The sequence below is a fragment of the Azospirillum humicireducens genome, from assembly GCF_001639105.2.
Taxonomy (GTDB): Bacteria; Pseudomonadota; Alphaproteobacteria; order Azospirillales; family Azospirillaceae; genus Azospirillum; species Azospirillum humicireducens.
The window spans coordinates 253,293-269,297 of the sequence record NZ_CP028905.1 but is presented as its reverse complement, the minus strand read 5'-3'; the positions used below and the strand labels follow the sequence as shown (position 1 = coordinate 269,297).

At 67.5% G+C, this 16,005-nt stretch carries 12 protein-coding genes; 8 read left to right on the top strand and 4 right to left on the bottom strand.

The window, feature by feature from the left end; translation table 11 throughout:
• Nucleotides 1-4: 4 nt before the first annotated feature.
• From cysN to A6A40_RS24120, 3 genes are read right to left on the bottom strand one after another with little or no spacing between them, the layout of a single operon-like run.
• On the bottom strand, nucleotides 5-1,936 hold the full coding sequence (gene cysN / locus A6A40_RS24130; RefSeq protein WP_108548416.1) for a sulfate adenylyltransferase subunit CysN: 1,932 nt from the start codon (nucleotides 1,934-1,936) through the stop codon (nucleotides 5-7).
• Nucleotides 1,936-2,955, bottom strand: a complete 1,020-nt coding sequence (cysD, locus tag A6A40_RS24125) for a sulfate adenylyltransferase subunit CysD (protein ID WP_418208631.1) — start codon at nucleotides 2,953-2,955, stop codon at nucleotides 1,936-1,938. The genes cysN and cysD overlap by 1 nt, the downstream gene beginning before the upstream one ends.
• Nucleotides 2,945-3,802 (bottom strand): sulfotransferase family protein, encoded by an 858-nt coding sequence (locus A6A40_RS24120; protein ID WP_108548415.1) that lies wholly within the window; start codon nucleotides 3,800-3,802, stop codon nucleotides 2,945-2,947. Before A6A40_RS24120 ends, cysD begins: the two co-directional genes overlap by 11 nt.
• An 810-nt stretch (nucleotides 3,803-4,612) precedes the next feature.
• On the opposite strand from A6A40_RS24120, the gene A6A40_RS24115 reads away from it, so the two are divergent.
• The 8 genes from A6A40_RS24115 (at nucleotide 4,613) to rfbA (ending at nucleotide 14,917) form a co-directional block, all read left to right on the top strand.
• Nucleotides 4,613-5,431, top strand: a complete 819-nt coding sequence (locus A6A40_RS24115; protein ID WP_108548414.1) for an ABC transporter permease — start codon at nucleotides 4,613-4,615, stop codon at nucleotides 5,429-5,431.
• A complete protein-coding gene (locus tag A6A40_RS24110; RefSeq protein WP_108548413.1) occupies nucleotides 5,421-6,791 on the top strand; it encodes an ABC transporter ATP-binding protein in 1,371 nt (456 codons plus the stop codon). The genes A6A40_RS24115 and A6A40_RS24110 overlap by 11 nt, the downstream gene beginning before the upstream one ends.
• 416 nt (nucleotides 6,792-7,207) lie before the next feature.
• Nucleotides 7,208-10,426 carry a rhamnan synthesis F family protein gene (locus A6A40_RS24105; protein WP_146191639.1) on the top strand — a complete coding sequence of 1,073 codons (3,219 nt, stop codon included), beginning with the start codon at nucleotides 7,208-7,210 and terminating at the stop codon, nucleotides 10,424-10,426.
• Nucleotides 10,427-10,431: 5 nt separating this feature from the next.
• On the top strand, nucleotides 10,432-11,361 hold the full coding sequence (locus A6A40_RS24100) for a glycosyltransferase (protein WP_158279366.1): 930 nt from the start codon (nucleotides 10,432-10,434) through the stop codon (nucleotides 11,359-11,361).
• Nucleotides 11,362-11,450: 89 nt separating this feature from the next.
• Nucleotides 11,451-12,002: a dTDP-4-dehydrorhamnose 3,5-epimerase gene (rfbC, locus tag A6A40_RS24095; protein ID WP_108548410.1), complete on the top strand. Its 552-nt coding sequence runs from the start codon at nucleotides 11,451-11,453 to the stop codon at nucleotides 12,000-12,002.
• Nucleotides 12,003-12,087: 85 nt separating this feature from the next.
• Nucleotides 12,088-13,155 (top strand): dTDP-glucose 4,6-dehydratase, encoded by a 1,068-nt coding sequence (rfbB, locus tag A6A40_RS24090; RefSeq protein WP_108548409.1) that lies wholly within the window; start codon nucleotides 12,088-12,090, stop codon nucleotides 13,153-13,155.
• Nucleotides 13,152-14,042 carry a dTDP-4-dehydrorhamnose reductase gene (gene rfbD / locus A6A40_RS24085; RefSeq protein WP_108548408.1) on the top strand — a complete coding sequence of 297 codons (891 nt, stop codon included), beginning with the start codon at nucleotides 13,152-13,154 and terminating at the stop codon, nucleotides 14,040-14,042. The genes rfbB and rfbD overlap by 4 nt, the downstream gene beginning before the upstream one ends.
• Before the next feature lie 11 nt (nucleotides 14,043-14,053).
• Complete coding sequence (gene rfbA, locus A6A40_RS24080; protein ID WP_108548407.1) at nucleotides 14,054-14,917, top strand: glucose-1-phosphate thymidylyltransferase RfbA; 864 nt, start codon at nucleotides 14,054-14,056, stop codon at nucleotides 14,915-14,917.
• Here the strand turns inward: rfbA and galE are convergent.
• Complete coding sequence (gene galE, locus A6A40_RS24075; RefSeq protein ID WP_108548492.1) at nucleotides 14,893-15,945, bottom strand: UDP-glucose 4-epimerase GalE; 1,053 nt, start codon at nucleotides 15,943-15,945, stop codon at nucleotides 14,893-14,895. The genes rfbA and galE overlap by 25 nt on opposite strands.
• Nucleotides 15,946-16,005 lie beyond the last annotated feature (60 nt).

The window sequence follows — 16,005 nt, the reverse complement described above, 5'->3', positions numbered from 1 at the left end:
GATTTCAAATCACCCCGCGCCGCCGCAGCTCCCCGACCACCTGGGCGACCATCTCTTCGGTGCCGTGTTCGGCGCCCTTCAGCGTGATCTCCGGCGCTTCCGGCGGCTCATAGGCGCTGTCGATGCCGGTGAAATGGGGGAGCTGGCCGGCTCTCGCCTTCCGGTAGAGCCCCTTGGGGTCGCGGGCCTCGCAGACCTCCAGCGGGGTGTCCATGAAGATCTCCACGAACTCGCCGTCCTCCACCAGGGAGCGCGCCATCCGGCGCTCCTCGCGGAAGGGGGAGATGAAGCTGACCAGCACGATCAGACCGGCCTCCACCATCAGCTTCGACACCTCGGCGACGCGGCGGATGTTCTCCACCCGGTCCTCGTCGGTGAAGCCCAGATCCCGGTTCAGCCCGTGGCGGACATTGTCGCCGTCGAGGATCATGGTGCGGCGGCCGAGACGGTGCAGCTCCTGCTCCAGCCGGTCGGCGACGCTGGACTTGCCGGAGCCGGACAGGCCGGTGAACCACAGCACGCAGGGCTTCTGCAACCCGCCGGCCCGCGCCGCCTTGTCCAGCTTCGAGGCGTGGCGGTGGATATTGGAGGCGCGGCGCAGCGGGAAGCGGATCATGCCGCAGCCGGCGGTGGCGTTGGTCAGCCGGTCGATCAGGATGAAGCTGCCGGTCTCGCGGCTGTCGGCATAGGCGTCGAACGGGATCGGCCGGTCGAGCGCCAGATTGCAGAAGCCGACATCGTTCAGGTCGAGATGCTTGGCGGCGGCATGCTCCTGGGTGTTGACGTTGATGGCGTGCTTCAGCTCCGTCACCTGCGCGCCGACCGTCGCCGTGCCGGCGCGCAGCAGATAGGAGCGGCCGGGCAGCAGCGGCTGCTCGTCCATCCACACCACATGGGCCGCGAACTGGTCGGCCACCTCCGGCCGGCCGGCGGCGGCGACGATCATGTCGCCGCGGCTGGCATCGACCTCGTCGGCCAGCACCAGGGTGACCGCCTGTCCGGGCAGCGCCGTCTCCAGATCGCCGTCCATGGTGACGATCCGCGCCACCCGGCTGGTCCGCCCGCCGGGCAGGATGGCGACCTCGTCGCCGCTGCGCAGCGCGCCGCCGGCCACCGTGCCGCAGAAGCCGCGGAAGTCCTGGTTGGGCCGGTTCACCCACTGCACCGCCATGCGGAAGGCGCCGAGCTTTTCCTCCGCAGCGGCGTCGACGCTCTCCAGATGGCCGAGCAGGGTGGGGCCGCCATACCAGCCCATGGCGTCCGACGGCTTGGTGACGTTGTCGCCGGTCAGCGCCGAGACCGGGATGCAGGTGACCTCGTCGATGCCGATGCGCTGGGCGAAGACGCGGTAGTCGGCGGCGATCCGCTCGAAGGTCGCGCGGTCCCAGCCGACGGCGTCCATCTTGTTGACCGCCAGCACGACATGGCGCACGCCCAGCAGCGAGACGATGGTGCTGTGGCGCCGGGTCTGGGTCAGCACGCCCTTGCGCGCATCGACCAGCAGGACCGCGGCGTCGGCGGTGGACGCGCCGGTGACCATGTTGCGGGTATACTGCTCGTGGCCCGGCGTGTCGGCGACGATGAACTTGCGGCGGTCGGTGGTGAAGAAGCGGTAGGCGACATCGATGGTGATGCCCTGCTCGCGCTCCGCCGCCAGCCCGTCGACCAGCAAAGCGAGATCGAGCTGGCCGGCGCCGGTGGTGCCGAAGCGGCCCGAATCCGCCTCCAGGCTGGCCAGCTGGTCCTCAAAGAGGCATTTGCAGTCGTAGAGCAGCCGGCCGATCAGCGTCGACTTGCCATCGTCCACCGAGCCGCAGGTGATGAAGCGCAGCAGGTCCTTGCCGTTCTGGCGGGCCAGATACTCCTGCACTTGCGTGGCGGCATCCATGGGGGCGGCATCCGCAGGAGCGGCGGCGGGATCGAGATCCGTCAGCATCAGAAGTAGCCTTCCTGCTTCTTCGCTTCCATCGAGGCGGCGGCGTCCTGGTCGATCACGCGGCCCTGCCGTTCCGAACCGGTGGACAGCAGCATCTCGCGGATGATCTCGGGCAGGGTGGCGGCGGTGCTGCGCACGGCTCCGGTCAGCGGATAGCAGCCGAGCGTGCGGAAGCGCACCCAGGCCATCTCCGGCACCTCACCGGGCTTCAGCGGCAGCCGGTCGTCATCGACCATGATCAGCGTGCCGTCGCGCTCCACCACCGGACGCGGCTTGGCAAAATAGAGCGGCACCACCGGGATGGCCTCCTGGTGGATGTATTGCCAGATGTCCAGCTCGGTCCAGTTCGACAGCGGGAAGACGCGGATGCTCTCGCCCTTGTGAATGCGCCCGTTATAGAGGCTCCACAGCTCCGGCCGCTGGTTCTTCGGCTCCCAGCGGTGGGTGGAGGTCCGGAAGGAGAAGATGCGCTCCTTGGCGCGGCTCTTCTCCTCGTCGCGGCGCGCCCCGCCGAAGGCGGCGTCGAAGCCGTGGGCGTCGAGCGCCTGTTTCAGCGCTTGCGTCTTCATCACGTCGGTGTGGACGGCCGAGCCGTGGCTGACCGGGCCGATCCCCCGGCGCACGCCGTCCCGGTTGATGTGGACCATCAAATCGATGCCCAACTCCCGCGCCATGCGGTCGCGGAACTGGATCATCTCCCGGAATTTCCAGGTCGTGTCGACATGCAGCAGCGGGAAGGGCGGCTTGGACGGATAAAAGGCCTTCATCGCCAGATGCAGCAGCACCGCGCTGTCCTTGCCCACCGAATAGAGCATGACCGGCTTTTGGAACTGGGCCGCCACCTCGCGCATGATGTGGATGCTCTCCGCCTCCAGCCTTTGCAGGTGGGTGAGGCGGGCCGGCGTGGTCACGATGGCGGACAAGCTGGCCTCGGAGCCGGTGACTGAACCGGTGATGGGCCCGGAGCCGGGGATCTCCCTGGCCGCGGGGCGGGTGTCGAGAAGCGGATCAAGGAGCATAGCCGGCCTTCTTCTGCATGTCTCCGGCCACGGCATCGAACACGGTCCGACGCTTGCGCGACCATTGGATCGGGCGCTTCGACGGGTCGAAGCCTTCGGGTTTCTCGACGGGCGTCCAGCTGACCTCGCCATTGCTGCGCGAGGCGCGGGACGATCCCAGGATGGGAAGGTCGCCGATCCGCTCGAACGGATAGCGCCCCTCGTCCAGCTCCAGAAAGCGCATAAGGTCGCGGACCGTGCCGTCGGGGGCGGCCACCGCATCCTCGAAGCGGACCAGCCGGCAGGCGTCGGCGCTCATCCGGCTCTGCGCCTCCAGCGCCGCCTCGGTGCCGAAGCTCCATTCCCGGCAGACGTCGGCAAAGGTCCGGCCCAGGAAGCGCAGAGGCCAGGTGTCGATGGTGGACTGCACGGCGCGGCGGCCGTCGCGCAGCACGATCAGGCAGCGCTCCGCCGGGAACAGGTAGGGGAAATAGCGCATCATCCGGGTGTGGGGCGACTTGATCACCACCGTCTTGCCGGCCGGGAACTCCGCTTCGATCCGGCGCAGGAAGCCGCTCACCATATAGCAGAAAGTCTCCAGATCGTGGAACGAGTCCCGGTTGCGCCGGTAGAGGCGCAGAAAGCGCCCCTCATAGCTCCGCGCATCCTCCAGTGTGCTCAGGAAGGGCAGTTCCCGGATGCCGAAGGGGTTGACCGCCACGTCGGGATGCAATTCCAGCAGACTCTGCAGATAATTGGTGCCGCTGCGCGGCATCACCCCCTGCAGAAAGACGATCCGCGGTGCACGCCGCGGGCTGGCGCCGCCGACGGCAGCATCCTGCGGGAGCCCGCGGACCGACTGCGCCACCGACCTCAGATGACGGGCATTCTCTTCCCCGAACCAGGGATCGAAGAAACTCGACCGTTCCGTGCTGGGAAGTCGAAGAAGCCGTTTCCCGACGAAACCGATCTCCTTACGAAGTCGATGAACAGCGCCGCCTTCGAAGTGATTTCGAAGAGACGCGACATAATGATCGACGTTCAAGGTCTTCGCATTTCGAAACACACCGGCCTCCTTTTGCGTCACCTCTGCGCTTGGCATATCGGATTTTCCTGATCTTCGACGGTCGACGCGCCATTTCTGCAAATTCGGCAATCGCCGTCTTCCACAGCTTGTTATGGTCCTATCGGATTGGCTTTTTTAGTTCTAATCCGGATCTAACCCCATGGTCTTACAAGTATGCGGGTACGGTCTCCAATGGTGTGATGTTCATGACATAGACTTACCATTGAATTCAAAGTCTCTATCCTGCAAGTAGAGAAAGCGCACTTGGGCATCTCTTTGTTTTTATTGATACGGATGCGAGGATCTTTCCTTGTGTATTCTGTAGAATTAGCCCATTGAAGCCAGATTTTTGACTTATTTATTCAAAGATTTTCCCTCAGGATAACTCTTCTTTCTGAGCGAAACTGCCGTCTCTCCGATCTTTCGGGTAACAGGGTGAAACCGAAGGTTCGTGCCCCCGCCCGTTCTTTTTCCGTGAGGATGGTCGGGCGGGCACCCTGCCGCTTGGCCGGGATGCTTTCGCTTGAACGCCGCCGGAGCGGGGGTTATGGTCGGCCCGCCGCAGACGGGGAATACTCTAAATTGTTTAACTCTCAGTCAGGAAACCCCACAGTGGCGGGTTTCGGCGCCGGTCCCTTTGCCCTTTTCCAGACCGCCTGGCACCACAGGTCGCTGATCCTGCGGCTGGCCCGGCGCGAGATCGACGCCCGCTACCGCGGGTCGATGCTGGGCATCGTCTGGGCGGTGCTGAACCCGATCCTGATGCTGGCGGTCTACACCTTCGTCTTCTCGGTGGTGTTCCAGGCGCGCTGGGGCGTGACGGGGGAGAGCAACACCGAATTCGCCCTGCTGCTGTTCTCCGGCCTGATCCTGTTCAACGTGCTGGGCGAATGCCTGAACCGGGCGCCCGGCCTCTTGCTGGAGAATGTCAGCTACATCAAGAAGGTGGTCTTCCCGCTGGAAATCCTGCCGCTGGTGTCGCTGGCGGTCGCGCTGTTCAACGCCGGCATCGGCTTCGTCATCCTGGTGGTCTTCCACCTGGCGGTCGCCGGGTTGCCGCCGCCGACAGCGCTGCTGCTGCCGCTGGTGCTTGTGCCCTTGTGCCTGACCACGCTGGGCTTGAGCTGGTTCTTCGCCGCGGCCGGGGTGTTCCTGCGCGACATCCGGCAGGTGGTGGGGGTGGGTGTCACCGTGCTGATGTTCCTGAGCCCGATCTTCTACCCGATGACCGCGATTCCCGAGCGTTTCCGCGCCATCCTGCACCTGAACCCGATGACCGCGATCCTGGAACAGTCGAAGGACCTGCTGTTCTGGGGCCGCATCCCGTCGCCGGTCGAGTGGGGTCTGGCGACGCTGGGCGCCTGGGTGGTGGCGTGGCTCGGCTATCTCTGGTTCATGAAGACCCGCCGGGGGTTCGCCGATGTCGTCTGATACTCCTGTCGTCATCCGTGCCGAGGGGCTGGGCAAGGCCTACGCCATCTTCAAGCGCCCGCAGGACCGGCTGAAGCAGATGCTGGTGCGCGGCCGGCGCAAGTACTATGACGAATATTGGGCGCTGCGCGGCGTCGATCTGGAGGTCCGCCGCGGCGAGACGGTCGGGCTGATCGGCCGCAACGGCTCGGGCAAGTCGACCTTCCTGCAGCTTCTCTGCGGCACGCTGACGCCGACCTCCGGCCGCATCGCGGTGGATGGGCGCATCGCGGCGCTGCTGGAGCTGGGCGCCGGCTTCAACCCCGAATTCACCGGGCGCGAGAACGTCTATCTCGCCGCCTCGGTGCTGGGCCTGTCGAACGAGCAGATTGCCGAGCGCTATGAGTCCATCGCCGAGTTCGCCGGCATCGGCGACTTCATCGAACAGCCGGTGAAGCTCTATTCCAGCGGCATGTACGCCCGCCTCGCCTTCGCGGTGGCGGCGCATGTCGATGCCGACATCATGATCGTCGACGAGATCCTGGCGGTCGGCGATGCATCCTTCACCCAGAAATGCATGCGCTTCATCCACCGCTTCAAGGAGCGCGGCACCCTGTTCTTCGTATCGCACGACACCGGGCAGGTGGTGAACCTCTGCGACCGGGTGGTGTGGCTGGACAACGGGTCGGTGCGGGCGGTCGGCCCGGCCAAGGAGGTCTGCCACGACTATCTGGCCGCACTCTACAGCGACCAGGACACCTCGCGCGGCTTCCGCATCGGCGGGGCGCGGCAGGCGCTTCCCCAGGCCAAGCGCGAGGAGCCGGTGGAGGACGCCCGCGCCGAGCTGCTGAAAGCCTCGCAGCATCGCAACGCCATCGAAATCTTCGATTTCGATCCCAATTCGCCCTGGTTCGGCGAGCGCGGGGCCAGCATCACCGACGTCCGGCTCCTCGACAGCGGCGGCATGCCGCTGAGCACGGTGGAGGGCGGCGAGGAGATCGTCCTGCAGGTGGCCTGCCACGCGGAGAAGGATCTGTTCCAACCCATCGTCGGGTTCTACATCCGCGACCGGCTGGGGCAGAACCTGTTCGGCGACAACACCCATCTCACCTACCAGCTCGACCCCATCCGCGTGCCGGCGGGACAGGATTTCGCCGCCCGCTTCCGCTTCCAGCTGCCCTACCTGCCGAGCGGCGACTTCTCCATCACGGTCGCGATCGCCGAAGGCACGCAGAACGACCATGTCCAGCATCACTGGATCGAGGACGCCCTGTTCTTCAAGGTCCATTCCAGCCATGTGGTGCAGGGTCTGGTCGGCATCCCGATGCTGAGCATCTCCATCGACACGCTGACCGGCGGCACGCCGCCCGGGACGGCCTGATGCCGCTTGGCCTGATGCAGCAATGACGCAAGGTTCCGCGCATCTTGCCCGCCCGCCCGCGGGCGGGCGGGGGTCCAGGTTGACAGGGCTGGGGTTTGGCGATAAGCCACAGCATCTTGTGGTTTCTTGCCGTCGCTGCCGGCCATCGTGCCGGCCGGTCGAATGCGTGAGAACCCCATCGGGATTGGACAGGCCTTCAAGACGCCATGGCGCCACGCAACACAAAGCCGCCCCGCCTGTCGGCTTCCCGGCGCAGCAGCCAGCCTGATCCCCAGCCAACCATGACCGGCAGCACCCTTTCCCCTGCCGCCGATGCGGCATTCCGGGACGGCGCCGGCGCGCCTGGGGCTCCCCCCGCCGCGATGCCCCCCACTGTGCACAGCAGCCCCGAAGACCAGCCGGATATGCCGCATCAGATGCCCGATTCCACCCTCAGCCCCCACCCCGCCAACCATGCCGGGGACCGCCCCGGAACGCGGCCGCTGGATCTGCAGGCCCTCTACACGCCCATCGTGCTGAGCGAACCGAACCGGCTCGTCTTCCCGCCGCCCTGGATCGGCCACATCCCCTTCGCCTTCTGGATCATCGACGCGCTGCGGCCCGCGTCCCTGGTGGAGCTGGGAACCCACAGCGGCAACTCCTACTGCGCCTTCCTGCAGGCGATCGCCGCCTGCGGCCTGTCGACCTCCTGCTATGCGGTCGACACCTGGGAGGGCGACCCCCATGCCGGGCTCTACGGCGACGAGGTCTACGAGGATCTGCGCGCGCACCACGACGCCGCCTATGCCGGCTTCTCGCGCCTGCTGCGGATGACCTTCGACCAGGCGCTGGAGTATTTCCCCGACGCCAGCATCGACCTGCTGCACATCGACGGCCTGCACACCTACGAGGCGGTCGGCCAGGACTTCCGCAGCTGGCTGCCGAAGATGAGCGGGCGCGGGCTGGTGCTGTTCCACGACATCAATGTCCGCGAGCGCGGCTTCGGCGTCTGGCAGGTGTGGGAGGAGGTGAGCGCCGCCTATCCCTCCTTCTCCTTCCTGCACTCCAACGGCCTGGGCGTGGCCTATGTCGGCAAGCCCGAGGCGATGCCCCCTGCGCTTGCCTGGTTGTTCGAGGCTGCCGGCGAGCGCGACCGCAACGCACTGGTCCGCCGCCATTTCGACCGGCTGGGGCAGGGGCTGGTCGACCGCTTCTGGGCGCAGCACCGGCTGAAGCAGATCGGCGACTACACCCGGCACGCCGACGCTCTGTCCGCACAGGTCGCCGACCGCGAGGCGACGGTCGAGCGGCTGACCGGCTGGGTCGCTGACCGCGATGCCGACATCGGCGCGCTGCAGGCCCATGCCGCCGAAACCGACCGGCAGTTGCATGCCCTTGCCGTCGAGACCGACCGGCAGCTCCATCTGCTGATGGACCGGCTGGGCGAACGCGAAGCCCAGCTCGCCGAGGCCATGGCCGAGGCGGAGCGCCAGACCGCCGAGGCCCGGCGCCAGGCGGCCCATGCCCGCGCCCTCCAGGACGAGCTGGCACGCCAGACCCACCGGCTGGAGGCGATGGAAGGCTCTACCTCCTGGCGGGCCACCGCCGGCCTGCGCTGGGCAAGCGCACGCTCGCGCACCGCAATCGTCAAGGCGCGCTTCATCGTCGGCATCTCCCGGCGCGCCCTGCCGATGCTGCTCTGCCAGCCGGAGAGCCGGCACCAGACCCTGGAGTCCCTGCGCCGCGACGGCCTGCGCCCGGCATGGCGCCGGATCATCCAGCAGGTCCAGGGCGGGCGGACGCCGTGCGCCGCCCCGGCGGCGCTGGACGCCCCCTCCTTCCCGGAGGTCGCCCGCCCGATCGAGATCGACCACAGCGTGGCCGTGCCCTTCGGCCATCGCCCGGCACTCGCCACCGGCCCCGACGGCACCCCTCCGACGATCGCCGTCGTCTGCCACCTGTTCCACGAGAACCTCGCGGTGGAGTTCCGCCGCTATTTCCTGAACATCCCCGTCCCGGCCGACCTGTTCATCTCGACCTCCGACCCCTTCAAGAAGTCGGTGATCGAGAAGGCCTTCTCCGGCTGGGACCGCGGCACGGTCGATGTCCGCGTCACCCCGAACCGCGGGCGGGACATCGCGCCCAAGCTCCTCGGGTTCCGCGACGTCTACGACCGCTACGATCTGGTCCTGCACCTGCATTCCAAGCAGTCCGACCATGCCTCGGTTCTGGCCAACTGGCGCGGCCAGCTGCTGGAAACCCTGCTGGGCTCGCCGGAAACCGTCGAGAGCATCGTCGGCGCCTTCGTCCAGCGCCCCGACCTCGGCATGGTCGGCTCGCAGCATTTCGAGCCGGTGCGCCACTGGATCAACTGGGGCAACAACTTCCCCTATGCCGACAGGCTGATGGCCCGGCTCGGGCTGACGCTGAGCGAAACCCGGGTGCTGGACTTCCCCTCGGGCTCGATGTTCTGGGCGCGCTCGGCGGCGCTGAAGCCGCTGCTCGACCTCGGCCTGTCCTATGAGGACTTCGCCGAGGAGCGCGGCCAGATCGACGGCACGCTCGCCCATGCCATCGAGCGCACCTATTTCCATGTCTGCGAAGCCGCCGGCTTCGGCTGGATCAAGGTCGCCGACCCCGCCCTGTTCCCCGACACGCCGGCGATCGCGCCGATCGACAGCCCGGCCGACCTCGACCGCTTCATCGTCGAGCATGGCCTCAAGCTCACCGGCAGCGACCTGCCGGCGCCGCGCAGCGTCCACCCGACGCCGATCGCCCAACCCGATCCGGCACTGATCGACCGGCGCAGCGCCAAGGCCCTCGGCCTAGACCGCGCGGTCGCACCGGCGACGGTCGCCGTCGGCATCGTCACCTACAACAACGACGAGGCCGCCGTCCGCCGCATCGTCGAAAGCACCCGCCTTGCCCTGGCCGAGGCCGGCTGCCCGACCGACGGCCGCATCCTGGTCATCGACAACGGGGAGTCGAGCGCGGCGACGACGGCCGGCGATCCCGCCATCCATCGCCTGGACAGCGCCGGCAACATCGGCTTCGGCGCCGGCCACAACCGCCTGATGGCCGCCGCCTTCGCCGCGGGGGCCGACCATTACATCGCCGCCAATCCCGACGGCGCCTTCCATCCGCAGGCGGTCCTGGCGCTGCTGCGCATGATGCAGGCCCAGCAGGACCGGGCGCTCGTCGAGGCCCTGCAGTTCCCGGTCGAGCATCCCAAGCCCTACGATCCCTTCACCTTCGAAACCCCCTGGCTGTCGGGCGCCTGCCTGATGATCCCGCGCCGGGCCTTCGAGGAGCTGGGCGGCTTCGACGAAACCTTCTTCATGTATTGCGAGGACGTGGATCTGTCCTGGCGGGCGCGAGCCAGCGGCTTCGTCCTGTGCAGCTGCCCGACGGCGATCTTCCTGCACGAGGTGACCAACCGGCCGCGCAATCCGGCCGTCCTGCGCATGATCCATGAGTCCGGCATGCTGCTGGCCCGCAAATGGGGAGCGCCGCCGGCCTTCCAGAGCTGGGTCGCCGGCGAGCTGCGCGGGCTCGGCCATCCGCCGCCGGAGACGCAGCCCGAACCGGTGCCCGCCGACTGGCGGCGCTGTGCCGATTTCTCGCATCACTTCAGCTTCGCGAAGGCCCGCTGGTAAGCCCCATGCACGCCATGCAAGACGACACCCACCTGCTGGACTGCATCGTCCGCTTCCACGACCCCCGCCGTCTGGCGGAGCTGGAACGTTGCGTCTTCTCCCTGATCGGTCAGCGCTATCGGCCACTGAACATCGTCCTGGTGCTCCAGCGCTTCACGCCGGCCGAGGTGGCGGCGACCGAGGCGGCGCTCGCCCCCGTGCTGAGCCTGCCCGGCGCCCCCTCCCTGACGGTGCGGAACTGGAACGGGGAGACGGTCGCCGACGCCCGCACCCATCTGCTGAATTGCGGGGTGGAGGCCGCCCAGGGCCGCTATCTCGCCTTCCTCGACTATGACGACCTGCTGTTTCCCGAGGCTTATGAGCTGCTGGTGGCGAAGCTGCGCGACCAGGAGGCGGCGATCGCCTTCGCCTCGGTCCAGGTGATGCAGGTCGAGGTGCGCGACCGCTTCTTCCGCACCATCGGTCCGCAGACCCCCACATACCGGGGCCGGGATCTGGGCGACCTGCTCGACCATAATTTCTGCCCGATCCACAGCTACCTGCTCGACCGCTCGAAGCTCCCCGCCGATCTCCTGCGCTTCGATCCGACGCTGACGATCGAGGAGGATTACGATCTGCTGCTGCGGATCTGCGCCCAGTATCCCGCCGATTTCTCGCTGATCGGCACCGAGATCGGCTACTACATCTACAAGACCGACGGCAGCAACACCGTAGGCCAGGCCGGCGGGCTCAGCGGCGAGAAGCTGGCGCTCTACGAGACAGTGCAGCGCCGCATCCGCGAGCGCAAGGCGATGACCCCGGTGTCGGTGCCGATCCAGGCACGGCTCGGGCTGGCGCATCCACAGGCCGGCCGGTCGATCCTGGAGGTCCACCGGCAGCTCCAGACCAGCGGCCGGCTCAAGCAGAAGCTGGGCGAACTGACGAGCCTGCGCTGAGAGCGCGGGCACCCCGATCCCTGCGGATCGATGTTTGGACAACGTGCCGTCGGCGGCGGAACCGCCCGGCCGCCAGCCGGAGATGAGACATGGACGTGCTTTCCCTCGACATTCCCGACGTGAAGATCATCCGTCCTAAGAAGTTCGGCGACCATCGCGGCTTCTTCTCGGAAACCTACACGAAGAAGACCTTCGAGGCGGCCGGCCTGCACCATGACTTCGTGCAGGACAACCACTCGCTGTCGGCCGAGGTCGGCACGGTGCGCGGCCTGCATTTCCAGCTGCCTCCCTTCGCCCAGGACAAGCTGGTGCGGGTGGTGCGCGGCGCCATCCTGGACGTGGCGGTCGACATCCGCAAAGGCTCGCCCAGCTTCGGCCGCCATGTCAGCGCGGTGATCAGTGCGGCGGAGTGGAACCAGATCCTGGTGCCGGTCGGCTTCGCCCACGGCTTCTGCACGCTGGAGCCGGACACCGAGGTCATCTACAAGGTGACCAATTATTATTCGCCCGAGCATGACCGCGGCCTGCTGTGGAACGATCCGGCGCTGGGCATCGACTGGCCGGTGACGGCGGACAAGGCGCGGCTGTCGGACAAGGACCACAAGCATCCGCCCCTCGCCCGGCTTGGCGATTTGTTCTGACGGCGCTATGGAGTGGAAGCGGTCCCTCATGCTACCCAGGACGGACCGCTTTTGATTTTTCGGCATGGTCGGGTAAGGTGGTTTGATGACGCGCATTCTCGTCACCGGCGGCGCCGGTTTCATCGGCTCGGCGGTGGTCCGCCAGCTTCTCGCCGAAACCGACGCCTTCGTCGTCAATGTCGACAAGCTGACCTACGCGGCCAACCTGTCCTCGCTGCCGGGGGCCGAGGGCAATCCGCGCTACGCCTTCGAGAAGGTCGACATCTGCGACGCCGCCGAGCTGCGCCGTGTCTTCGACACCCACCAGCCCGACGCGGTGATGCATCTCGCCGCCGAATCCCATGTCGACCGCTCCATCGACGGGCCGGGCGAGTTCATCCAGACCAACGTGGTCGGCACCTTCCGCCTGCTGGAAGCGGCGCGCGGCTACTGGTCGGCCCTGCCGGCGGAGCGCAAGGAGCGCTTCCGCTTCCACCACATCTCGACCGACGAGGTGTTCGGCACGCTGGGCGACGACGGCTTCTTCACCGAGACGACCGCCTACAGCCCCAACTCGCCCTATTCGGCCAGCAAGGCGTCGAGCGACCATCTGGTCCGCGCCTGGCACGAGACCTACGGGCTGCCGGTGGTGCTGACCAACTGCTCCAACAATTACGGCCCCTACCATTTCCCGGAGAAGCTGATCCCGCTGATGATCCTGAAGGGTCTGGCGGGCGAGAAGCTGCCGGTCTACGGCAAGGGCGACAACATCCGCGACTGGCTCTATGTCGAGGACCATGCCCGCGCCCTGCGGCTGGTGCTGGAGAAGGGCCGGGTCGGCGAGAGCTACAACATCGGCGGCCACAACGAGCGCACCAACCTGGAGGTCGTCCGCGCCATCTGCGCGCATCTGGACGAGATGGACCCGGCCGGCGCCCCGCACGACCGCCTGATCAGCTTCGTCACCGACCGCCCCGGCCATGACAAGCGCTATGCCATCGACGCCGGCAAGATCGAGCGCGAGCTGGGCTGGACCCCGCAGGAGACCTTCGAGAGCGGCCTGCGCAAGACGGTCGCCTGGTATCTGGAGAACCGCGACTGGTGGCAGGCCATCCTGAACGGCTCCTACCAGGGCGAGCGGCTCGGCCTGAAGGAAGAAGGAGCGGCGTCGTGAAGGTCCTCGTCCTCGGCAGCAACGGCCAGCTCGGCTTCGAGCTGATGCGCGCCAACTGGGCGCCGGGCACCGATGTGGTCGGCCTGCCCTATCCCGAGTTCGACGTGACCCGGCCGGGCGACGTGGACAAGGCGGTCGCCGCCCACGCGCCGGACCTGCTGGTCAACGCCACCGCCCACACCGCCGTCGACAAGGCCGAGAGCGAGGTCGACCTGTCCTTCGCCATCAACCGCGACGGGCCGGGCGCCATGGCGGCGGCCTGTGCCGCACGCGGCATCCCCTTCATCCATGTCTCGACCGACTATGTGTTCGACGGGACGAAGGACGGCATCTACACCGAGGACGACCCGATCAACCCGCTGGGCGTCTATGGCGCCAGCAAGGCGGCGGGCGAGCAGGCGGTGCGGGCGGCGACGCCGAACCACGTCATCCTGCGCACCTCCTGGGTCTACAGCGCCTACGGCAACAACTTCGTCAAGACGATGCTGCGCTTCGGCAAGGAGCGCGAGGAGATGCGGGTGGTCGCCGACCAGCACGGCTCCCCCACCGCCGCCGCCGACCTCGCCGCCGCCATCGTGCAGATCGCCCAGACCATCGAGAAGACGGGCAGCGCCGCCTGGGGCACCTACCACCTGACCGGCAGCGGCTATACCACCTGGCACGATTTCGCCGAGCGGATCTTCCAGCGGCTGGAAGAGCGCACCGGCAAGCGGCCGCGCCTGACCGCCATCGGCACGGCCGACTACCCGACCCCGGCGCGCCGCCCGGCCAATTCGCGGCTGGACTGCAGCCGTGCCAGGGAGCGTCTCGGCGTCTCCTGCCCGCCATGGCAGGACAGCCTGGACCGCGTGATCGACGAGCTGTTCACCAACCCGCCGCAGGCGTGAGGACGAGGACCATGAAGGGCATCATCCTGGCCGGCGGGTCCGGCACCCGGCTCTACCCGGTGACGCGGGCGATCAGCAAGCAGCTGCTGCCGATCTACGACAAGCCGATGATCTATTTCCCGCTCAGCACCCTGATGCTGGCGGGCATCCGCGACATCCTGGTCATCACCACGCCGCACGACCAGCCGCTGTTCCAGACGGTGCTGGGAGACGGGTCGCAGTGGGGCCTGAACCTGACCTACGCCATCCAGCCCTCGCCCGACGGGCTGGCCCAGGCCTTCATCATCGGCCGCGAGTTCGTCGGCAACGATCCTTGCGCGCTGGTTCTCGGCGACAACATCTTCTACGGCCACGGCCTGACCAACATCCTGCGCGCCGCTGGCGAGAAGGCCGAGGGCGCCAGCGTCTTCGCCTACGCCGTGCGCGACCCTGAACGCTACGGCGTGGTGGAGTTCGACGGTCAGGGCCGGGCGCTGAGCATCGAGGAGAAACCGGTCAAGCCGCGTTCCAAATGGGCGGTGACGGGGCTCTATTTCTACGACAACGACGTGCTGGACATCGCCGCGGCGGTGAAGCCGTCGGCCAGGGGCGAGCTGGAGATCACCTCGGTCAACGCCGCCTATCTCGACATGGGCAAGCTGTCGGTCGAGCAGATGGGCCGTGGCTATGGCTGGTTCGACACCGGCACCCACGACAGCCTGCTGGAGGCGGCGGAGTTCGTCCGCACCATCCAGCACCGCCAGGGATTGCAGATCGCCTGCCCGGAGGAGATCGCCTACACCTCCGGCTGGATCGACGCCGAGCAGGTGAGCCGTCTGGCCGAGCCGCTGAAGAAGAATGATTACGGGCGTTACCTGCTGGGGTTGCTCGGCTGAAGGACCGAGTGGTCCTTCAGCAGCCGCTCCTCCCAGGCGAGCGCCGAGGCCACGATGGTTTCCAGATCGGCGTGACGCGGGGTCCAGTCCAGCGTCACGCCGATCCGCTCCACACCAGCGACCAGAGCCGGAGGATCGCCGGCGCGGCGCGGGCCGATGCGCATCGGCAGCGGCCGGCCGGTCACCCGCTCCACCATCGCCAGCACCTCGCGCACCGAATAGCCGCGGCCATAGCCGCAGTTCAGCACCTCCGAGGCACCGCCCGCCTCCAGATGGCGCAATGCCGCGACATGGGCGTCGGCGAGGTCGCTGACATGGATGTAGTCGCGCACGCAGGTGCCGTCCGGCGTGTCGTAATCGTCGCCATGGATCTGCAGCTCCGCCCGCTGGCCGGTGACGGTCTGGGCGGCGATCTTGATCAGGTGGGTGGCGACACGCGACACCTGGCCGGAGCGGCCCTGGGGGTCGGCCCCGGCGACGTTGAAATAGCGGAGCGCCACATAGCGGAACGCAGCGGGGCGCAGGCCGTGCGCCGCCGCGGTGTCGCGCAGCATCCACTCCGTCATCAGCTTGGAGGCGCCGTAGGGGTTGATCGGCATCAACGGCGTCCGCTCGTCGATCGGCAGCCGCTCCGGCATGCCGTAGACGGCGGCGGTGGAGGAGAAGATGAAGCGGCCGATCCCGGCCTCCACGCAGGCCTCGATCAGGGCGTGGCTCTTGACCGTGTTGTTGCGGTAGTAGGCGAGCGGCCGCTCCACCGACTCCGGCACCACGATGCTGCCGGCAAAATGCATCACGGTGCCGATGCCATGGCGGGCGAAGAGGTCGGCCAGCAGCGCCTTGTCGCCGACATCGCCCTCGACCAGCGGCACGCCATCGGGGACCGCGGAGCGCCGGCCGGTGGACAGATCGTCCAGCACCACCACGGCCCGGCCCCGGTCGCGCAGCGCCAGCACCGCATGGGAGCCGATATAGCCGGCGCCGCCGGTCACCAGCACGGTGGCGCTGTCGCTCTTCTCTCCGGTCATCATCCGCTCGCCTGCATCCAGTTGGCACGAAACCGCAAAGATAATGGTTCGCGCCTGCAG